This is a genomic window from Legionella anisa, assembly GCF_001467525.1.
Taxonomy (GTDB): Bacteria; Pseudomonadota; Gammaproteobacteria; order Legionellales; family Legionellaceae; genus Legionella; species Legionella anisa.
Map to the genome: position 1 here is coordinate 551,571 of NZ_LNXS01000054.1, position 20,725 is coordinate 572,295.

The following is a 20,725-nucleotide window of genomic DNA, read 5'->3' on the forward strand; positions in this document are numbered from 1 at the left end:
TTACAATGTACGCGGGAAAAGCAAATTAAAAAAGTGAAAAGACAATGGAAAATTAATTTTAATTGAGTGAAACCATCCTCCGTGGCTTAATTTGAGCGATGAACTATTTTGATGAATGGATCCCCTGCCTACGCAGGGATGACAGCCAACAATTGACATGCTACCTGGTTAAATTTTGTGAGGATCTCTCAAGGCTTATCCGCGGGATCCAGAAGAGCTGTACTAAAATACTGGACCCTGCGGACAAGCCGTAGGGCGTAGGCAGAGATTTAAAATTACAAGGCACTTTCAGATGTCTTGTTTTCATTAATTGTCTTTTTGAGGATTTCTTTTTTATCAGGCCATTGCTGAATTAATGACTTATTCAATTGGGCACAATGTTCTGCAAGCCAAGGCCCCACTTGTACCAAGATTAAAGGTATTTTAGGTTTGATACATGTTTCAAACTCTTTCCGCGCTTCTCTTTTACACAGATCCTTGTTTTCCAGACAGCTTTTTATAATATCATCGGTTAATTGCTGCCAATTTTCTGGTGGAGTCACTCCCAGGAAGGATTCTGTCATGATTTTTGAGAGGATATTTTGGCTGACCGATGCGAATTTTTTGGGAGCAATTTTTTCTTCGCAAAACTCATGGCGTAAGAGTTCATTGACTTGTTTGCCGATCCGTTCTACGTCATTCATGTTAAAACATGGGGTTAAGTTAATCCCCGCTTGCGGTGCAGTATTTGCAATGAGTATATTACTGCTTAAAAGAAGACCTAGACACATGAATATCCTTATCATGTTTTCATCCTTAATAACGCCCTTAATAAAAATGAATATAGAAGAAAAATCAGAAACATTCTATTTCGGGTAAATCCTGATTGCTTGCGCGGAACTGCCAACTAACGGGTAAACTCATCTGCAGAGGGTGGCTCTGATGACCACAACATTTTTATTTTAAAATTACCTTCATCTGAATCAGACGATATGGCTAAACTGCCATCCTCCAAGGTCTTAAGGCTGAACGTAATTTTAAGTTCTTTTGGTTTCTTCTTTGTCGGTATTTTATCGACTGAATCAACAAAGAAACGAATGACTTCGGGTAGCACAGATAAGGAGTCTTTGAAATTACCGTTCCCTTCTCCTGTGCTTCCTTCTTCTACTTCAATGAGAATCGAAGTATTGCTTCCAGAAAATGATTTATATTTAGGCATTGTCGTCGTCATCCTCAGTAGTGCCAGCTTCAAGATCCGGCAATTCCATATCACTTTGCAACCATACAAGCGTGGTTGGAACCTTAAACATCCAGGCTTCAGGGTCATCCGGTGCGATGACTATATCCTCGTTAATATCACCAATCATACTTTCATTTTGTAATTCAGCAACATACTCTTTATAGAGTTTAAATTCAGCATCTGTATTATCTTCTACACCCGCGGCCGCAAAAGTTCCGGATGGGTCAGGTGGATCAAATTTTGGCACATCACCTCCTGGCCACATTTTACCAGTCAGTTGATAAAAGAGGATTGCTTTGGTTGCCTCAATACGAACTGGAACGAGTACTCGCGCAGCACCAGCACGTAAAAAATCTGCAAACAAGGGGTCGTTATCTTTAATAGGATAAATATCAAGCCAATATTTTTTACGTCCCCAGTAGTAAGGATAAAACTCATAGGTCATGTTCTTCCAATCAAATGATTGTTCCAAAAATTGAATTTCTGGAGTCATTTCCAAAGCGTTATCAATATGAATTTCTGGGTAATTATTTGGGACATTCGCATTGGTATCGTGGGTTATTCCGGGTACGGCATTGTATTTAAAACCGGTCCAGAGGGTAATACATCCTTTTTTAAGTTCTTCTCTTTCAATGGTACGATTAAGAAGTGGATTGTTTCCTCCAATTTCGACACCCTCTTGCACTTGTGCCGCTGCAAGACGTTCTTCATATTCAAGTCTTTTTTTATTGTAGGCCGCCATAATCGTTTGATATGTTTTAAGCCGCCATTCATCTTCATATTCCTGGGTTAATTTGCAAACAATCGCAATACTTATCATCAGAGAACCAATTCCATGCCCGCGTACACCAATAGGAAACATGCCGCTAATCGCGGGAATGCTTACCCCGTTTGAAGTAGACTCTTTCTCATCACGACTCAGCACATGTACAGACCGATGGATGGAAAAGCGATAAACGTCCCCTGCTCCGCCAAAGGTATAATACCAAGAGCTGCTGCCGTAAACGTATCCGGGAGGAATTTCCAATTCATTGTCGGTGAATATCCATTGTTCTTCTGCCTTTAATTCACGGCCTATGACCCGTGAAGCTATTATTTCTTTTCTCGGTGGGGGTACGATCCCATCCGCACCATAGCTCTGAGCTAATGCAAGGTAGTTGGTACGGGTAATATGATGAGGAGCTAACGGTTTATTTGTCACTGGATCGACTGGTGACAAGGGTTCTTCAGGCAGTATTTCATTATCAAGCGTATGTTGTCGTGAAAAAATATAAAATGCAGCAGGCTCAGGTATCATAAATTCATAATATAAGCGTTTTCCATAGTTCACCACTTTGGCTCGGTAATATTTATCAACCCAGCGATAAATACCACTTTTATTTTCACCATCCGTATTCTCAAACTGATGATAATTTTTTTCTTCAAATTCATCTAGAGTTCGGATGACTCGTTCTTCCCGAACACGTTCAACCAAGCTTTCTAAGGAGTGCTCCACAACTTCCTTGGCATAATTGACTGCATTAAGATCGGACTCAGTTTTGGAATTGCTGGTGGAAAATTGGGTTGAGACACCGATTTGCACGGGGCCAAACCCAGCCGAAACTTCGGCACCTATCTGAAAACGTGTTTCAGATTGAATGGTTTTTTGAGTTTCCTGCTGCATTTCAAATCGCTCAGTCGTTTGTAGATCACGTTTACTTTCTTCGGTGCGTTCAAACTCACTGGTTATGGTTTCTTCCATTTGTCGTAAACGTCGATGATGACGACCACGGCTTTCTGTCGCCATGACATTCTCGATATGAGCGACCTCCCCTGCAGCATAGCGAACGAGGGTTTGCTTCACTACTTTTAAATCGGCAATGCCAATGGGTTTAATCTTTGATTTGGTCATTTGATGCATCCTTTCTACGTACTATTACAGGGACACCCCTAACCAAGGTAACTCGTTTTGTATACTCTAGCTTAAAAACTTCGCTCTCCAGTTCCGCCTCTTGTCGTTCTAATAAGGCACTGAGTTGGGTTGCGTCATGCGTATCCAGAGAGATACCCAAATGCTCCAAAGCCTTTGCCGCATCGCTGCCAATTTCCTTAGCCGTTAGCATCCAGGGGGCTTTTCGAGTGCTTGTTGAGCCTCCAGAATCTGGAATAGGTTTCGTTTTTTCTGATTCTTCTTTTTCAGTAACTTCAGCCAATTTGGCATGAAATACTTTGACGATTTGGGCACGCGTAGCCTGCAATTGAGCGATTGTCTTTCTTGTCTCCGCAATTTTATTGCTAATGCTCACCGGGATTGAACTACTGCCTGTTTGCTGCTCCGATTCTTTGGTATCTTCCGTTTTTACTGCCCGCACCAATTGATTAGGCACAGCAAAAGACCATTTATTAAAATCATTGATTAAATCCTTAAAGGCATCTCCAGCCACCAATCGCTCTAAAAAATGCCAGAATCTAAGCCAAAATTCGAGTACAGGGCGATCTTGTGCGCGTCTCGTGATTAAGGCAACATTACTGTAATAACTATGCCATAATTGCTCTTTGAGCTGCTTAAATTCCTTACTCCCTACAAAATGTTCCAGGGAATTAAAACTCGAATTAATTTGTATTAATAAGGGATTAAAAAAGGATTTAAATTGGGCTTCGTTTTCAGAGATTTTCAAAAGACGCTGAATTTCTGCCTGACGCGCTAAAAAAGGTTGCCAATTGGGAGCACGCAGAAAATAAGTGGATGAATCCATAAAATCATTGGAGACACGTCGACGTGCATCGTCCAAGGAAACATTATTTGTGGCTAGCCCTGTTATGCGTTTCACCCATTGATGACTCTCAAAATTAATGGTGCGCCCTGGCTTGGATTCCTCAACTTCAGGATTTCGTATCACAGCAAATTTGAATAAAATTTCTGTTTTCATCATTTTGATTCTCATCCTGAGACTTTATAGTCCATAATGAACAATTATAGTTCGCAAAATGGATTTTTCAAACAATAGGATAAGGATATGAGTGCTTACGAAAATTTTTCAGCCGAAATAAGTAAGAATAAAATCAAATTGAACTTTATCTACATTTTAAGCGGAAAAAAGCTGGTTATTGAACTAACTGATTTACGTGGCGCACAGGCTAAAGGACGAATGCCTGCTCATTATCAATATTTGGAACCTACGTCTGATCGTCCTTATGCCATTTTTAAACTCATAGCAGGACCTGGAGTAAGTATTATACTCAACGGATATCCTCCTGAGCCTTATACACCCAACTCATTTTTCCCTTTGGTTGAGATTATTAGAGTACAAGATCCTGAACTCGTGCCCATTATTGGCACTGATTTTAATACCCATAACCTGCTTGGTGAATTCCAGGTAAATCCACCCGAACCGCCACAAGGTAAAGATGTTGGGGATCTTAGGAAATGGTATCTGTATTCGATTCCCTCCAGTAATTTTTTTATGCTTTCACCCCTTAATAATGGGATTATTATTCGCCATCTGCAATCGAAGCAAGATTTGATTATTACCGTACCGCGTCATAATGGTGATATAGAATTTTTAGATTTATTAAACCAGATTGATCAAGTACATTCAGATGCACAATTTGCGTTCCAGATTAATGCAAACGGAAGCATCGATGCCAAGCGCGGAAATAAATTTAGTAATCTTCCATTGCTCGAAATAGTGAAGACTCCCGCGGTTAAAGTCGAATTGGTACGAGAACCTATTTATTATACTCCCGGGAATGTATTACTCGGTGGCAAAAAAACCTCAAGTGCGGTGAGTTTTTTTGAAATTTACGAAACAGAAAAAATAGCGAATGTACCCACACAAGGCCTGCAATTTAATGAGATCAAATCCTATTGGCAACGCCTTAATCCGAAATCAATTCCAATTATTCAACCGATTGTTCTTAGTCCGGAACTAACAGCAATCGATTTAGCCGTTCGTTTTATACCCGCTATCGGTGATGTAGTTGACATTGCTGAGTTTACCAAAGGTTGGTATAGCGGTCGTGATTTATATGGCCGAAAATTATCGAGCACCGAAATTGCAATACTTGGCATCGGGGCGCTACTTCCATTTGCAGCAAGCGGCGCTGCCCGCAGTGTGTCCGTATTAAGACGTTCTTTTGGACGTCGGGCAGAAAAAACAGCGCGATTACTTGAGAAAATAAAAAAAGGTGGACTCAATGCGGAAGATGCAAAACTGATTCGCGAAGCTGAAAAAAGAATTAAAAAAGGACTAGCGGCTACAGTAGAACAAGTGGAGGAGCTGAGTAGAATCTATAAAAAAATTAAAAGCGAACCACCAACTATTGATGATCTGCTCAATGTAGACGGCACGGGATTTATGCATAGTGAGTTGCAAGAGGCTTATCGCATCTACACAAAAGGTAAATCAAGCCCAGAAAGCCCCCGCAAATGGGCCCTGGGTAAAACGCGAAATCCTGAAGCAATCAAATTACTTAAAGGTTTTTTAGGCAGCGACTATATAAGGCGCGCCAAGTATAAGTTACGACAAACACAGCATCTTATTAATAACTTTGAGGTTCCCCGGCCAATGGACCTGTCTGATGACGAAGCCATGCAATTGTTAGCGAAATTCTTTAAGCAACCCGAAAAACTCACAGAACGACTTGAAGATTTTTTTCCGACAACTTTTGCTGGCATTAGCCCCCAAGAGGTATTAAAAAATTATCGAATTCGCACAGCCACCGTCACACAGGGGAGTTTCAATGTTCTTAAAGGCAATTTAGCTGAAATTCTTTCAAAGGATATCAAACTCAAACATCTTGATGAAATTCGCAAAACCGTACCCGATGCCAAACTGATTAGCGGTCTTAAAATTCAATTAATGGAAAAAGGGAAACTCAATCCAGAAAAATTATTTGCTGATGATGTCATCGCGGTCATTGAAAAAGGTAATTTAAGAATTCTCAAATTGTATGAGGTAAAAGCAGGTTATCGAGGAGGACACGAAGCGACCGAACAGATTTTTGATTGGATAGAAGGACGCCTGCCTCATGCAGAAGGCAGTAGACTGCTTCTGCCCAATGGCCAACATTTTACCTACGACCCCAGCAGTATGGGAAAAGGGCGTGTTATTGGACTAAACAACGCCCCCCGTTGTATTATAACCGCTAAAGGAGCGTCACATTTAGGTGTTGATTCCAGCATGCAAGTGGCTGCGAGAACAGAGCGCATCGAACTTGAAATCACCTCAGCACAAATGGAAGAAAAGTTAAAAAAACAATTTTTCACTGAATATCTTGAAGAAGTTGCTCGCAAGAAACAGTTAGCTGATTTTAGTGAAGAATTTATGGATGAATTAGCAAGTAGAGAGATAAGAACCGAGTTTAGTAAAGAATACCAGGATCAATTGGCACGTAAAAAATCAACCGAAATCTTGGTAGATATTATTCCTACGCCGCAAGTGGAATACCTTGAAGAGGTGACCTCGTCCCAACTTGATTTTCTTGTTGCAGAAATCTTCAGCAAGGTCACAATCAAATAAGGGGAGAGGACACACTTTTTGGTCCATCCTGCTGCGTTAACGAGAGATAATGTCGGTATCATCCGATTTTATCCCACGAGTAAAATCACCCCCATGACGAAGACCGCAGAAATCCTTAGCCTTTTCCTTTAAACAGTGTGCTTGGCTAAGCTTTTTTTGCAAAAATCGACTGGTATTGATGGCTCCTTTCGAATCGTCGTGTAACCAATAAGTCATGGTCATTAGAAAAATGAGTGTCAAACCGGTCTCTTCAATAGCACGGTGGTAATAAGTTGCTGAGCGTTTGGCTGCCTCTCGCCACCATTGTACGGTTCTGCTCACTCGCAAAAGCGCAGGAAATTGCACATGAATATGTCCCACTTCCAGTTGTGACCAAAGCATTTGTCTCGCAACATTGCGATTACTTTGCAGCACGTGAAACCAAGACATTAAGAGTTTGTGTAGCCGCTCTGGGGCATCTAGCTCCATCATTTCTGGCTGCTCTGCTCTTGTTAACATTGCTTTGTCCGCCCTATCGAAAAAAGCATCCACTAATTCATTCTTTTCACGAAAAAAAGAACGAATATCCTCAAGATTAACATTAAGCCGCTTGGCAATATCAAATAACCGCACATTTTCCCATGAAGTCTGTTCAGCAAGAGAGAGTGCAGCATTTACGATTTCATCCACAGTCACGCGTACTTTTTTCATAGTTAAAATCCTTTTCGCAAACTCCATACTATAGGTATAGAACAATTCACTATCTTCTCAACTGAAACATGCTGTCCTGGGTGGTGAATTTTTTTAAATTGTTACACAATTTGTGGTGTACTATGATAATCAATCAAAAGTACAACATGTCTTGCCTATGAATTTGACGAACCAACATTCATTACAATTAGCGATTGTTATAATTTCTTGTGCGCTTGTTAGTATTGGACAACTTGCCTCAGTGATTTATTTGCCTTCGCTACCTGAAATCACGCACGCGTTGCATACCAATTCAGCTTTAGTTGGTTCCACCCTTACCATGTATATGTTCTTTTTTGGGATTTCCCAATTAATTGGTGGCGCGTTATCAGATATCTTTGGTAGAAAGCCTGTTATTTTGTTTGGCATGACGATTTATATAGTTGCTGCTGTGTCCTGTGCGACAGCTGAAACCATTACTGTACTACTGCTTGGCCGCGCTGTTGAAGGTTTGGGGGCAGGCTGTATTACCTCGGTTGCCAGAGCAACATTAAATGATTCACATAGCGGAACGTCACTCACTAAAGCAATTGGTTATTCTTCGATAATCGCCTCATTAACTTCCATGTTTTCACCAACCTTAGGCGGGTTAATTCAGCTGATAAGTAACTGGCGATTCATTTTTTGGTGTTTAGCCGGGTACTGCCTGATAATCATGGTCATTACTATTTATTTATTTGAGGAAACTTCTCCTTGGGAAACAAGGCAAAAAGCCAGGTTAAAAGATTCTTTATTTCATCTCTATGCATTAAATAGCAATCGCCAGTTTATCAAATACACCCTGACAGCGACTTTGTCTTTTGCAGCAATGAGTAGTTATTATGTTGCGTCTCCGTTTATGTTACAGCAAGGATTACATTTAAGCCCAGTCATGTACAGTTTAACTTTTATTCTGACTTCTGCGGGTTTTATAACAGGCTCATTGATTAATCAAACAACCATTTTGCCAGCGGATCGGTTGTTATCCATTGCTAATATGATTATGACAGGTAGTCTTATTATTCTCACTCTAGTCGCTGGAATTGGGTTGTTTAATATTTACACCGTACTTGTACCCATTGTTTTTATGACTGGATGTATTGGTATCCTTTATCCCCGAGGAATGTCTGCAGCAGTTGCTCCTTTTAAACACATGGCAGGGTCAGCCGCTGCAGTGGTTGGTTGTGCGCAAATGACCTTTTCAGCCATAGGAGTACTCATCATGTCCCATCTACCCAAAACATATCCTCTCCCGATGGCATTAACTCTGACTGCTATATCACTCATGGTTACCCTTATCTATCATTGCATGGATAAAAGGTAACCAGGAGACTTATGAAAAAGACTTATGGGGATCAATAACAAATTTTTTGGGCGCTCCATGATCAAACTCAACATAAGCACGAGGTGCCTCATTTAAAGTAATCACAGAAACATTGACGGCCTTTGCTATTGGAAGTCGGTCGTTCAAAATAGCCATCATTAAACCATAATTATATTTCATTACCGGCGTTTGGCCTGTAGCAAATGACAGTGATTTTGCCCAACCCGTACCCAGGTGCAAACTTAAAATACCTTTTTTTGCCGCTTTATCTACACCGCCTGGATCTGCTGTGACATATAAGCCAGGGATCCCAATAGCACCAGCCGCCCGAGTTACTTCCATCAACTGATTGAGAACCACAGCAGGTTCCTCAATTGCTTTTCCATCTGCATCGTGCCCCCTTGCTTCAAACCCAACACAATCAATAGCGCAGTCGACTTCAGGTACCCCTAAAATTTGCTGGATTTGTTCACGCATAGACGCATCCAAAGAGGGATTGACCGTCTGACAGCCAAAGCTTTGGGCATGAGTTCGCCTATCTTCATTGACATCACTAATAATAACAACAGCTGCACCAAGAAAAAATGCTGAAGCAGCTGCAGCAAGACCAACAGGCCCCGCACCCGATATAAAGACCGTTGATCCTGATTTAACACCTGCTTTGATACAACCGTGATAACCCGTAGGTAAAATATCGGAAAGACACGTTAAATCACGAATTTTTGCTAGAGCCTGATCTTTATCAGGAAATTTTAATAAATTAAAATCTGCATACGGAATCATGACATATTCTGCTTGACCACCAATCCAGCCTCCGAGATCGACATAGCCATAAGCACCTCCAGCACGCGAATCATTTACATTGAGGCATACATCCGTGAATTGTTCTTTGCAATTTTTACAACGCCCACACGCAACATTAAAGGGAACAGAACAAAGATCGCCTACCTTTATAAATTCGACATCTGATCCTGCCTCAATCACTTCACCTGTAATCTCGTGCCCTAAAACCATTCCCACTGGCGCTGTCGTTCTTCCTCTCACCATGTGCTGATCACTACCGCAAATATTCGTAGATATCACTTTGAGTAGTACTGCATGATTAATTTTTTTCCCTTTAGGATTAACAAATTTTGGGAAATCGATTGCATCCACTTTAACGGTTCCTTTACCGGTATAAATAACACCTCGATTTGTTTGCATTCCATGCTCCTTAAAGATTAGGTAGAAAACATTTTTTTGACAAAAATCGAATCAAATTCCATTCAAACACCTTCGGCTATTCATTTAATTTTAGCTCTTCTTGTCTTATTTTCCTGACTAAGCTTAGATGTACCTTGTAAATGGATCCCTGCCTACGCAGGATGACAGTCTTTTAAGCATAGCTGTAGACTGTAGAATAGTATTTTCCTAGTTAGATTTTGTGAGGAACTCTCAAGCTTTATGGCGGAATCCAGCTCCAGCCGTCAATGCACGATCGACTGGATACGGTGCATAAGCCACGGTAAGCAGACAAAAAAGATATGCGGGTAAATGCATCTAATCAGTGTCATCCCTGCGTAGGCAGGGAGCCATCCATCAAAATAGTTAATAACTCAAATTTAAGCCACGGAGGATTGTTTCACTACCGCAAATAGGTAAAAAAGATAATTATTACAACCAATGTACTAAGATATATATATATACATCCTACATTGCAGGTATGTTATGGAAAACTATCTGATAAAAACCCAACATCTTGGAATACGCTTAATTAAAAAAACAGATGACAAACATTTAAAACTTATAGAAAGAGACCCTGCAGTTAAAGAGTTTTTTCCTGAAGGCCTTTTAAACGATAAAGACATTAAGGATTATATTGATGAATGTTTGGTTGATTATAAAGAGAAGCGTTTACCCTGTTTTGTTATTTTTAAGCATTCTAATGACGAATTTGTAGGAGAATCCTATTTCAACCAGCTTGAAACTGGAGAAATAAAAGTAGGGTATCTTTTACATCAAAAATTTTGGCATAAAGGATATGCTACAGAACTATTAAAAGCGCTTCTGCGCTGGGCAAGGGAGAACATAGAAACAGATTATATTATCGCCTATGCCGATAGGGATAATACCGCTTCATTTCGGGTCATGCAAAAATGCGGTATGAAGTATTATAAAAAAGGGCATTATAAGGATATGGCCTGTTATTATTACCGAATTCGTAATCAATAAATCTAGGGTCTGTTTACATTTCTACTATCTTGGCCCAACTGTCCTGATTTTCTGTGCTTCGATGCTCACATACTTGGTGTATGCTGCGCTTCGGTGCTCGAAAATCAGGCCATTTTGACTCAAGCTAGCGAAATGCAAGCAGCCCCCCTAAACGGGAGCCACACAGAAAAAAGTAATTACATTCTTCATTACTTTTTCGCAGAGGTTAAGTTGTTCTATCGTGATAAATTCATTAGGATTATGTGCTTGTTTAATATCACCAGGACCACAAATAACCGTAGGGATATGTGCATTTTGAATGATTCCCGCTTCTGTTCCATACGAAACTTTTAATCGCTCCTTTATCCCAGTCACTGCACGAACTATCCTCGTGATGGATGAATCCTCAAGGGCACGAAATCCAAGTGCATCCGAGGTTTCATCAAAATAAATCATTGCTTCGGAATAGGTTTTCCTCATTTCAGGGAGCAGCTCATTATTAATATAATTTTCAATTTGACTGCGGAAATTTACGATGGGAAATTGATTGATGTAACGCACTTCAAGAATAAATTCACAACCACCAGGAATTACATTCGTTGCATTGCCGCCACTGACAATATTGACGGTTATCGTACTGAATGGACAATCAAAATCATCATCAAATGGCCCATTTTCTTTTACATAACGCGCAATAGAATTAATATAAGAAATTAAACGACTCCCATATTCGATTGCATTACATCCTTCAAAGGCAAGTGAAGAATGAACTGCTTTTCCCTGTATCTGACAATGATAAAGTTTTCTGGATTTCCCACCTATTATTGGTCGCATATTCGAAGGTTCACCCACAATACAACCCTCTGGCCGAATGTCATTTTTTTTAAAAAAATCAATTACATAAGGAATGCCAACACAACCTATTTCTTCATCGCAAGTCAATGAAAAGTGAATCGGCTTCACCAGGTTTAACTTTTTAAACTCAGGAACAAGAGCGAGAATAACCGCAAGAAACCCCTTCATATCACATGCGCCGCGACCATAAATTTTATTATCAGACTCTGTGGCTACGAAAGGATCTGTATTCCATATTTGCCCCCCTACAGGGACAACATCAGTATGACCTGACAGAAGAATACCTCCTTCTGTTTGACCATTCCGTGCAGGAATTGTTGCAAATAAATTAACTCTGGATTCTTCCGGTCCAGGTATCATTTGAGAATGAATATGATGTGATTTAAACCAGTCATCTATTGTTTCAATGAGCTCCAAATTCGTAGTGTTGGAAATAGATTTGAAGCTGATGAGATGGGCTAACCATTGTAAAATATCCATTGCTGTCCTTGCATGATCAATTAGCAATCACTTTGGACTACAAATTATATAGTGTCAAGACGCTTGGACTTCGCACTTATCCAAGTTTACTTAGCATAGACCCAATAAGCTTCAAAATAAGAATGGTTTAGAAGTTAGTAATTCGTGTTAATCCAGAGCGAGTTGACACAGGTAATATCACAATAAATCCAAGCAGTATCTTTTATTTAGATTATAATTAACCCAAAAGGATTTATTTCTCTAGGAGATTTTATGAGAAATCTTCGGTTCAAAAAATCTGCCGTTGGAACAATTGGTGTTGAATTAGAACTTCAACTTATTGATCCCAAATCTTTTTCATTAATTTCCAAAGCCAAAGATCTGATTAGACATATTAAAGCCGGCCCGAACCAAGTAAGAATAAAACCTGAGATAACGCAAAGTATGATTGAAATTAATACTTCAATCCATCAGTCACCACAAACCATGTTACAGGAGCTATTTGAATTGAAAGCCTATTTGTTAGAGCAAGCCTCTAACCTTGGGATTGCTATTTGTGGTGGTGGAAGTCATCCTTTTCAAAGCTGGGCCATGCAGAAAATATTTCCAACATTAAGATATAAAAATATTTCAAGGAGATATCGCTTTTTATCCCAAATGGCGACCGAATTTGGTCAGCATATCCATATAGGCTGCGAAAACTCAGAGAATGCACTTTATCTTACTCATGCACTCTCGCGATATGTTCCCCAATTAATTACCCTCTCAGCCTCCTCACCTTTTTATCAGAGTGTTAATACCAACTTTTGCTCATCCCGCTCTATAATGTTTAATGCCTTTCCACTCAGCGGTGTTATACCTTATTTAATTAATTGGAAAGAATTCTCAGATTATTTTTATAAAATGCGGCATCTGGGTATTGTCTCATCCATGAAAGATTTTTATTGGGATATCAGACCCAAGCCCGAATTTGGCACGGTTGAAATTAGAGTTTTTGATGCACCCTTAACCATCAAAAAAGCCACATTAATTACTGCTTATATCCAGTCTCTGGCCATTTATTTATTGGAAGAACGGCCTACACAAGTAGTCAATGATTTATATTATCTCTACAACCAAAACCGATTTGAAGCATCCCGCTATGGGTTCGACGGTACTTTTATTAATCCGTATACAATGAAGCAGGGTTTAATTATTGACGATATATTTGATACAGCTGAGAAAATAAAAAAATATACGAGTCAATTAGGAAATACTGACTATGTGACTCAGTTATTGGATGACGTAACCAATAAAATTAATGACTCCTTGGTATTATTTCAAATATTGAAAAAGGTAGGTTCCTTGCCTAAAGTTGTTGAAGAGCAATGCAGAATATGGTCCGAAGAGATGAAACAGCAAGAAAATCATGACTGAGGATATATCAATGGATAACATGGTTATTGAATCGGATGAAAACGAGTTAAATCTTAATAAACAACTGACACAAAGCATAGGTGACTTTCTGAGCCCGCTTGAGCTGGAGTTCCTGATTAAATACGCTAAAATTTCTTCATTCGTGGAAGGTGAAACCATTGTGCATCAAGGAAAAAGAACAGACAGTGTCTATCTTATTCTGGAAGGTACAGTCCTTGTAACTGCGCGAATAATGAACGAGAGCGTCACCAATATGGAAACACTTCCGTCCGGTCATTTTTTTACAGCAAATAGCTTTATTGAGGATGGGCCTTGTTCTACCTCTTTTATAGCATCCAGTTCAGTTCTCTGCTTAGTCATATCTAGAAGTTACTTTGAATTACTTTCTGTTGATTTTCCGGAAACACGATATAAGTTATTACAGGTTTTTGCACAACAGATTTGTAGCCGTTTAAAAACTGTACACGATATCATTACTTCTTTTATTTCTGATTCTGATATGACGAGTTTGTCATTTTTTGAAAGAATTATTTATTCATTAAATCAACCCAAGAAAATTATTTTTGAAGAAAGTAATATCGCTAAAAGCGAGATAGAAAATTTACTTTTATTTAAATCATTGACTCAAGATGAAATTGATACCTTACTCAAACAGTTTGTTATTCTGAATGCACCAAAGAATTGTATCCTGGTAAATGAACGAGATAGCACTGCTTCATGCTATCTGGTCCTTTATGGTGCGATTCAAACATGCATCATACAAGATGGCAAACTTGCTAAATTATCGGTGATTGGTCCTGGAACGTTAATTGCCAGCATTGGTTGTATTGAAAATAATGTACTATTTAATTTTACATACCTTACCTGCGAACACACTATCTTATGCAAGCTTTCTGAATCAGCCATACAACGGATTAAAGAAAATAATCCTCGACTTTGGTATAAACTGTTTAATTTAATTTTTGGCTCGCTGGTAGCACTGAAAAAATCCATTTATAAACTGGATATAAGACTCCATATAGAGAACTACAACAGGTAACATGATATGTGCAGAATATTGACCTACCTTGGTAAACCGATCGTAGTTGAAGAGCTACTCTATAAGCCAGATAATTCATTTATCAAACAAAGTTATAATCCAAAATATATGTCACATTTACTTAATCTGGCAGGATTTGGTATGGCAGCTTGGGACCATACCTCGCATAACCCCCACTGTCCTTATCTATATAAAACAACCCAATTGCCTTTTTACGACGGCAATCTGTATAACCTTGCATCTAAAATTTCGCCCTACTGCCTGCTCGCTCATTTACGTGGAGTTTCTTATCACGAAAGACAAATCATCTCGAACCAAAATGTGCATCCTTTCATTTTTTCGGGTTCGAATGTGGTGCTTGCTCATAATGGATCGTTAAGCGATTTTGAAAAGATGCGTTATGATTTACTCGAATACGTTAATCCTAAATATAAAAAATATATTCATGGAACTACGGATAGTGAATGGATCTATGCTCTTTTTTTATCCCAATTACCCAATTCCATAGGAAACTATCAGACAGAAGATATTATTAAGGCGATTATTGAAACTTTAAAAATACTTCATCGTATTCGTCAAAAAAGAAATATAAAAATTAATTCACCTGTGAATCTATTTATAACGAATGGTGAATTTATTGCTGCCACCCGATTTGTTCTGGACTATGGATGGCCAGAACCCGATGATCCCTATCCCTCCGCCCACTCCGGCTATCATTCATTATGGTATACCTATGGGGACAGTTATGGGTTGTATGATAATGAGTACAAAATGAAAGAAGGCACTAAAAAAAGCATTATTATTGCTTCTGAACCGTTGACTGAGGACACAACTACTTGGCTTGAGGTTCCCGAATATACTCTTGTTGTCGCAAGACAATCTGGAGACGAAATTAAGATAACCTCTCAAGATATTAATTTATAATTTCAGCCCCTGAGCAAGGGACTATTTGGTAGCACCTGGTTGCAAGCAACCAGGTTACGCGTCTTTTTAGATAAACATCATCTGATTTGGAGTTTCCACTTTATCATTTGTTAGCTTAACCACAGATAAAGATGCAGGTTGCCAGAATCGATCTCGAGATAGAGAATCCGATGGAGTTGGTTTCTTTAAGGTTCTCTCTTCTGCATTAATCAGCAAGTCAATTAATACATCATTTGCACTTGCCTGTGGGCGGCGCAAAGCAGCAAATTTGGAAGAAACTCTTATTTTTTCATTCAGCGGTTTAATCTGACTTTCGTAATTTTTCAGTATTTTTTCAAGATCAAATGTATCGCTTAAAAGGGATGATTTTATATAGTTACTCAGGCACAGATCGGAATCCAACTCAAGAAATACCTTAACATCAAATTTATCGCGTAATTGTTCATCCAAAAAAATATCTGGCCCAAAAACAATGACATCTCCATGCGATGCACTCTCGATAGCAGATAATAATGAATCGATAGAATCATAAGTAGAGCTATCAATTAACATAGTACGCTCTTCATTTAATAAAGAATAACATTGTTCACTGAACGCTTTATAATCACTACCTACAGGTCCACAAACAGCCAATATTGTCATTGAAATCACCATGATGAGTAAAAAAACGGCAATTATACTGCTTTGTTAACCACTTTGAAACTGTTGAATCAAATTATATTGAATAGGTTGGGTCTGGTTGCTTGCACCTGTCTCTTAGCTACAAGTTAAAAATCTTGGGGAAAAGTCAGATTTGAGTGCACCAAAACGGAGCATACATGAAGTATGTGAGTATCGGAGCGCATAAAATCGCAGCATTTTTGCCAAGAGAGTAGAATTGTAAACAGCCCCTAATATATGATTCAAAATCTTATAGAGTTATTAAGATAATCAATATGCAAGATAAAAACGAAGGCATCTCTCAACTTGCTGTAAGCCCGCATGGTTTTTTTAGCCATTTATCGAATCAAAACAATAAAGAGTCATCATGGCAAGTGATTTATTCGGGATGGAGGCATACTTTATTTTTTAATCAGACAACAAATACAATTCTAGGTTTTGGTCGAAATGATTTTTTAATCTCTGAATCTAAATCAAACTCTGAGAATTCCTGGGGTATTCCGTTACGTGATGGATGCAAAGTAAAACAAGTTGCATCTGGAGAAAATCATATTTTGATTTTATATGAGAATGGATTATTGGATGGATATGGGCGAGGCGCATCAGGACAATTAGGAATAGGATGTTTTACAAACCGGGAGTTAAAAACTGCCAGTATTTTTTTACCTAATAATGAGCTCCCTGTTTCTATTGCCGCATCTGGTGATTCAAGTTTTGTTCTAAGTGACACGGGAACTTTATATGGCTTTGGCAGTAATTCGCGCGGTGAATTAGGTTTAGGCAAAGAATCAACAATTGAGTTTCCAACACCCATTTTATTACCCGATGGAGCAATACCGGAGCAAATCGTTACAGGACATCAAAGAACGATTATCGCGAGCAAGGAAGGGAAATTGTATGGATTTGGCGATAACACAGAAGGGCAACTTGGAGAATCATCTTCTTACGCCAATTGGTCGCAGGTAACTCCCATAAGATTACTTAATTTTGAAAAATTACAACCCCGTGCCATTGCCATCGGGAAGCATGCAGTAGTTGTCTTATCTGCAGAGAGGGAATGTCACTTTTATGGTATCGACATGAACCATTCTATGCCGATCAATTATATGAAAAAACGTACTATCACTTTGCCACCAGAGGTTAAGCCTGAACAGATAAGTTTCACCTATGAACACTTGGTCGTACTTTCTGAACAAGGCGAATTATGGGAGGTTGGCAAAGGCTTAAGGAAGCAGCAGCGGGATAAAAAAGATCATACTCGTTTTGTGAAAGTTAACCTGCCAAAAGATGGGACCATCAAATCTGCTCTAGCAGGTTATCACGCCACTTTTATTTTCAATACAGAAGATCGCTGCTACGCATTGGGAAGAAATGATGACTATAAGTTAGGCTTAACCCAAAAAAATGAACTCTATGAATCCCCTCAACGCCTTTCCTTACGCGATTCATATTGGTGGGAAAAAACAAAAATATCAAAAACTGCTCCAACAAAATATCGTTCACCCGCCTTTTTATTTTCTGAATATGAACAATCTTCTCAGTACCAAGATAATACAGAGGTGATTCAAATTTTAGAGGAAGAGGATGACCGAGTTATTGAAATCCTCAGACCTTTAACGTTTAACACAGCACTTACTTTAAGTATGTTATATGCTTTTTATGCGAATACCGGGGAAGTTGATCCAGCCCATTTCCACCATAAAAAGATTGGGAAAAATCAGGAGCTAGTGAAGAATCATCTAGGAGCATATCCTGTTGTTGTCGTGGATTTGGGGCGACTGGATTTAAGTTCTTACAGTAGTTTTCAAGATAGCTTTAAACAATTGTTAGCTGATCTTTATATACAACATCGACCTGCACTATTCCAGGGGCCTCTAAAAGAAAAACACTACAAAAAAGATCAATATCAGGACATTGCCATGCAAAGCGGCATGTTTCTACCTCGTGATGCCCTGAGTCAATTGATTAAATATCTTAATAAACATTATGGGAAAAAAGTAAAACTTTTTATTAATCACGCTGATATTTGCATTCGCACTGGTTTATTAAAGAAGGACTACGAATTTATTGCCTCTGAATTAAAAAAATATATAAACCCTGCTCTTAGTAATCCCTTGGTTTCCCAAACTGTTTTAATGGGGGTTCATCCTTCTTTTTTTGAGGCAGAAGAGTTTCCCGTGAAACATATTCACGGTATGACTTCGTTCAACTCCAAATACATACCGTTTTTCCAAGGGGACTTACAGCAAACTCAACTTGAAAAAAATCATTTTATCCATGGGCTAAGAATAAAATCAGACGAGTGCGAACAGATTAGGCGTTTATTAGAAGAAAACACCATTGAAATTGTTGCTGCTCCTGAAAAGACGATAAAAGATAATGAAGTAAATCTCTTTCATTGTTTCATTCAATTAGGACTTCTGGTGCCAACAGTAAAAGAAGCAAATACGGAGGTTCTATCCTGTCATATTGCGAATCCACAAGCTAAAAGCATTTTACAAACATTACATAAAAAATGGCACATACAGAACATGAATAGGGTAACCCTAATATTTGATATTGATAACGTTCTTGCCATGCCTGAAACATGTACACTGCAAACCATACTCTTTTTTCTCCGTAAAGGAGCCGTTATCAAAGCTTATGGGGTAACACATTACATTCCTCCCGGAATATTAGAGCTTATGCGTGTTTTGTTTTCTATGCCTCTGGTTAAGGTCGCATTTTTTAGCTCGGGTGATAAAAGAAGAAATGAAGCTTTTGTAAAAGAATTATTAATTAAAGCCTTGGGTGAGCAACGCTATGCGGAAATTGCTGCAGAAATAATAATCCTTTCTGGACATCATATGAGTGATAATATTGCTTGGAAAGATGAACAACAACAGAAAAAATACGGCTTGCCTCATTCCAGTAATGGGAAAAAAGATATTTCCTACGCTATAGCTCCGGAGGATACTTTGGGTAATGCTATTTTTATCGATAATAATCCGGGGTTTATTTGTTATGATCAAGAAGAGCATTATTTACATATGGAGACCGTAAAGTCGAACCATTTTGATAGTTTAAATCAGAGTGAGAAGCCTTGTAATAACCCCGAGGATGATCTCTTTCGTAAAGTTAATGCTGCTTTTTATTTGGCAGGTGTTTTGTCGGAGTGTATTCAATCTAAAGACAAAGAACCCTTGAGTCAGAAATTATTTTCCTTACAATTTACATCAGCACAAGTACACGATCAGGAATTTCCAACATTTACACCATGCTGGGATCAACCTAAAAAATCTTTAGCCATTTATGAAAAAGGATTGCAGCTATTACAACAGTTCAACTCCGACTTAACTTTGATTACTCCTGCACATTATAAAGAGTGTGTTGCTAAGCCCGCTTCTGAAAATCAGCAAACAGTGATCCTTGATGCCAAAAAAAACGAGCATGTAGATTGCTTGGTAATGTAACTCATGGCTCCTAAGATTTACCGTCCTGGCTGCAAGCAACCAGGACTCTATACATATGTTCCTAGAATTTGCATCCTTAACCAATAGTCCTATAATAGAAACAAACCACCAAGCCCACTTTAAAAAATGATTACTCTCATCACTGGTGCTTCAAGAGGAATTGGACACGCGTTAGCATTTGAGTTTGCACGTCACGGCCATGATTTAATTTTAACCGCGCGCAATCAGAGTTTATTGGAAGAGCTTGCGATTCAAATCAAAGAAAAGTATTCAGTCAACGTAACGGTCATTGCATTGGATCTAAGCGAACCCAAAGCAGCTGCTGCTTTAGTCCATCAAATCGAGGCACTTAATATAGAAATCGATTGTTTGGTGAATAATGCGGGCATAGGTTACCTTGGTGACTTCGTCTCTATGGATGCAGAGTATTTAAATGCATTGATGCAACTCAATATGACGACATTGACGATGCTCACATATTATTTTGCCAAAAAATTTGTTCACAAAGGTCAGGGCAAGATACTCCAAGTCGCTTCTACTGCCGCCTTTCAACCAGGCCCTTTTATGGCGGCATATTACGCATCCAAAAGTTATGTCGCCTCTTTTTCGGAGGCACTGGCTTACGAATTAAAAGGAACAGGAGTTAGCCTTTCCATTCTCTGCCCAGGCCCTACTCAGTCGGATTTTTTTAAAGAAGCAGGAATGGAAAATAGCTTTTTAGCTCGGGGGTTCATTGGGATAAAGTCTACTGAGCAAATTGCCAAAGCTGCCTATCAAGGCGTTAAGAAAAACAAACTTTTTATTATTCCCGGTAGCATGAGCAAAATACTTGCTTACTCCGCTAAATTTACTCCTGATGCATTAAGTCTCAGAATTACCTCTTTCCTGCATAGACGCAATCAGGCAAATACCAAGTAACCCTAGCTTCTCTTCTGGTAAGCCCTAGTTGAGGTACATTTATCCAATAAGTTAGAATCG

At 39.0% G+C, this 20,725-nt stretch carries 16 protein-coding genes; 8 read left to right on the forward strand and 8 right to left on the reverse strand.

Translation table 11 applies throughout. From position 1 onward, the window contains the following. Window positions 1-275: 275 nt before the first annotated feature. The 4 genes from Lani_RS18860 to Lani_RS18875 form a co-directional block, all read right to left on the reverse strand. Window positions 276-785: a hypothetical protein gene (locus Lani_RS18860; RefSeq protein ID WP_040522744.1), complete on the reverse strand. Its 510-nt coding sequence runs from the start codon at window positions 783-785 to the stop codon at window positions 276-278. Between the two features lie 101 nt (window positions 786-886). Beyond that, window positions 887-1,198 (reverse strand): CU044_2847 family protein, encoded by a 312-nt coding sequence (locus Lani_RS18865; protein ID WP_019234034.1) that lies wholly within the window; start codon window positions 1,196-1,198, stop codon window positions 887-889. Further along, window positions 1,191-3,110, reverse strand: coding sequence for a hypothetical protein (locus Lani_RS18870; RefSeq protein WP_019234033.1), 1,920 nt, complete (start codon window positions 3,108-3,110; stop codon window positions 1,191-1,193). Before Lani_RS18870 ends, Lani_RS18865 begins: the two co-directional genes overlap by 8 nt. Next, a complete protein-coding gene (locus Lani_RS18875; protein WP_019234032.1) occupies window positions 3,091-4,131 on the reverse strand; it encodes a hypothetical protein in 1,041 nt (346 codons plus the stop codon). The genes Lani_RS18870 and Lani_RS18875 overlap by 20 nt, the downstream gene beginning before the upstream one ends. A gap of 84 nt (window positions 4,132-4,215) precedes the next feature. On the opposite strand from Lani_RS18875, the gene Lani_RS18880 reads away from it, so the two are divergent. Continuing rightward, window positions 4,216-6,720, forward strand: coding sequence for a hypothetical protein (locus Lani_RS18880; protein WP_019234031.1), 2,505 nt, complete (start codon window positions 4,216-4,218; stop codon window positions 6,718-6,720). 36 nt (window positions 6,721-6,756) lie between these two features. Here Lani_RS18880 and Lani_RS18885 read toward each other — a convergent pair whose 3' ends face one another. Continuing rightward, complete coding sequence (locus Lani_RS18885; RefSeq protein ID WP_019234030.1) at window positions 6,757-7,410, reverse strand: hypothetical protein; 654 nt, start codon at window positions 7,408-7,410, stop codon at window positions 6,757-6,759. A 157-nt stretch (window positions 7,411-7,567) separates the two neighbouring features. On the opposite strand from Lani_RS18885, the gene Lani_RS18890 reads away from it, so the two are divergent. Continuing rightward, window positions 7,568-8,752 carry a multidrug effflux MFS transporter gene (locus tag Lani_RS18890; protein WP_019234029.1) on the forward strand — a complete coding sequence of 395 codons (1,185 nt, stop codon included), beginning with the start codon at window positions 7,568-7,570 and terminating at the stop codon, window positions 8,750-8,752. A gap of 9 nt (window positions 8,753-8,761) precedes the next feature. On the opposite strand, the gene fdhA is transcribed toward Lani_RS18890, so the two are convergent. Further along, on the reverse strand, window positions 8,762-9,955 hold the full coding sequence (gene fdhA / locus Lani_RS18895) for a formaldehyde dehydrogenase, glutathione-independent (protein ID WP_019234028.1): 1,194 nt from the start codon (window positions 9,953-9,955) through the stop codon (window positions 8,762-8,764). Window positions 9,956-10,459: 504 nt separating this feature from the next. Here fdhA and Lani_RS18900 point away from each other — a divergent pair. Further along, window positions 10,460-10,963, forward strand: a complete 504-nt coding sequence (locus Lani_RS18900; RefSeq protein ID WP_019234027.1) for a GNAT family N-acetyltransferase — start codon at window positions 10,460-10,462, stop codon at window positions 10,961-10,963. Window positions 10,964-11,110: 147 nt separating this feature from the next. Here the strand turns inward: Lani_RS18900 and argE are convergent, their stop codons facing one another. Then, window positions 11,111-12,277 carry an acetylornithine deacetylase gene (gene argE / locus Lani_RS18905; RefSeq protein ID WP_019234026.1) on the reverse strand — a complete coding sequence of 389 codons (1,167 nt, stop codon included), beginning with the start codon at window positions 12,275-12,277 and terminating at the stop codon, window positions 11,111-11,113. Window positions 12,278-12,529: 252 nt separating this feature from the next. Between argE and Lani_RS18910 the strand changes: the two genes are divergently transcribed. The 3 genes from Lani_RS18910 to Lani_RS18920 are packed head-to-tail and all read left to right on the forward strand — an operon-like array spanning window position 12,530 to window position 15,635. Next, window positions 12,530-13,672 carry a YbdK family carboxylate-amine ligase gene (locus Lani_RS18910; protein WP_019234025.1) on the forward strand — a complete coding sequence of 381 codons (1,143 nt, stop codon included), beginning with the start codon at window positions 12,530-12,532 and terminating at the stop codon, window positions 13,670-13,672. Window positions 13,673-13,682: 10 nt separating this feature from the next. Beyond that, window positions 13,683-14,711: a Crp/Fnr family transcriptional regulator gene (locus Lani_RS18915; RefSeq protein WP_019234024.1), complete on the forward strand. Its 1,029-nt coding sequence runs from the start codon at window positions 13,683-13,685 to the stop codon at window positions 14,709-14,711. A gap of 6 nt (window positions 14,712-14,717) precedes the next feature. Further along, window positions 14,718-15,635 carry a class II glutamine amidotransferase gene (locus tag Lani_RS18920; RefSeq protein WP_019234023.1) on the forward strand — a complete coding sequence of 306 codons (918 nt, stop codon included), beginning with the start codon at window positions 14,718-14,720 and terminating at the stop codon, window positions 15,633-15,635. Between the two features lie 66 nt (window positions 15,636-15,701). Here Lani_RS18920 and Lani_RS18925 read toward each other — a convergent pair whose 3' ends face one another. Beyond that, entirely contained in the window at window positions 15,702-16,277 is a 576-nt protein-coding gene (locus Lani_RS18925) for a nucleoside/nucleotide kinase family protein (RefSeq protein ID WP_019234022.1), read from the reverse strand. Window positions 16,278-16,570: 293 nt separating this feature from the next. On the opposite strand from Lani_RS18925, the gene Lani_RS18930 reads away from it, so the two are divergent. Both Lani_RS18930 and Lani_RS18935 read left to right on the forward strand, forming a co-directional pair. Then, a complete protein-coding gene (locus Lani_RS18930; protein WP_019234021.1) occupies window positions 16,571-19,747 on the forward strand; it encodes an AAA family ATPase in 3,177 nt (1,058 codons plus the stop codon). A 126-nt stretch (window positions 19,748-19,873) separates the two neighbouring features. Then, the gene (locus Lani_RS18935; RefSeq protein WP_019234020.1) at window positions 19,874-20,665 is read left to right on the forward strand and encodes an SDR family NAD(P)-dependent oxidoreductase; all 792 of its coding nucleotides are present in this window, start codon (window positions 19,874-19,876) and stop codon (window positions 20,663-20,665) included. Window positions 20,666-20,725 lie beyond the last annotated feature (60 nt).

What these genes read in the sequence shown, in the direction of transcription:
- Lani_RS18930 (WP_019234021.1), top strand. Translation starts at nt 16,571, where the DNA reads ATGCAAGATAAAAACGAAGGCATCTCTCAACTTGCTGTAAGCCCGCAT.
- Lani_RS18865 (WP_019234034.1), bottom strand. Translation starts at nt 1,198, where the DNA reads ATGCCTAAATATAAATCATTTTCTGGAAGCAATACTTCGATTCTCATT.
- fdhA (WP_019234028.1), bottom strand. Translation starts at nt 9,955, where the DNA reads ATGCAAACAAATCGAGGTGTTATTTATACCGGTAAAGGAACCGTTAAA.
- Lani_RS18890 (WP_019234029.1), top strand. Translation starts at nt 7,568, where the DNA reads ATGAATTTGACGAACCAACATTCATTACAATTAGCGATTGTTATAATT.
- Lani_RS18880 (WP_019234031.1), top strand. Translation starts at nt 4,216, where the DNA reads ATGAGTGCTTACGAAAATTTTTCAGCCGAAATAAGTAAGAATAAAATC.
- Lani_RS18900 (WP_019234027.1), top strand. Translation starts at nt 10,460, where the DNA reads ATGGAAAACTATCTGATAAAAACCCAACATCTTGGAATACGCTTAATT.
- Lani_RS18870 (WP_019234033.1), bottom strand. Translation starts at nt 3,110, where the DNA reads ATGACCAAATCAAAGATTAAACCCATTGGCATTGCCGATTTAAAAGTA.
- Lani_RS18915 (WP_019234024.1), top strand. Translation starts at nt 13,683, where the DNA reads ATGGATAACATGGTTATTGAATCGGATGAAAACGAGTTAAATCTTAAT.
- Lani_RS18935 (WP_019234020.1), top strand. Translation starts at nt 19,874, where the DNA reads ATGATTACTCTCATCACTGGTGCTTCAAGAGGAATTGGACACGCGTTA.
- Lani_RS18920 (WP_019234023.1), top strand. Translation starts at nt 14,718, where the DNA reads ATGTGCAGAATATTGACCTACCTTGGTAAACCGATCGTAGTTGAAGAG.
- Lani_RS18875 (WP_019234032.1), bottom strand. Translation starts at nt 4,131, where the DNA reads ATGATGAAAACAGAAATTTTATTCAAATTTGCTGTGATACGAAATCCT.
- Lani_RS18925 (WP_019234022.1), bottom strand. Translation starts at nt 16,277, where the DNA reads ATGACAATATTGGCTGTTTGTGGACCTGTAGGTAGTGATTATAAAGCG.
- Lani_RS18885 (WP_019234030.1), bottom strand. Translation starts at nt 7,410, where the DNA reads ATGAAAAAAGTACGCGTGACTGTGGATGAAATCGTAAATGCTGCACTC.
- argE (WP_019234026.1), bottom strand. Translation starts at nt 12,277, where the DNA reads ATGGATATTTTACAATGGTTAGCCCATCTCATCAGCTTCAAATCTATT.
- Lani_RS18910 (WP_019234025.1), top strand. Translation starts at nt 12,530, where the DNA reads ATGAGAAATCTTCGGTTCAAAAAATCTGCCGTTGGAACAATTGGTGTT.
- Lani_RS18860 (WP_040522744.1), bottom strand. Translation starts at nt 785, where the DNA reads ATGATAAGGATATTCATGTGTCTAGGTCTTCTTTTAAGCAGTAATATA.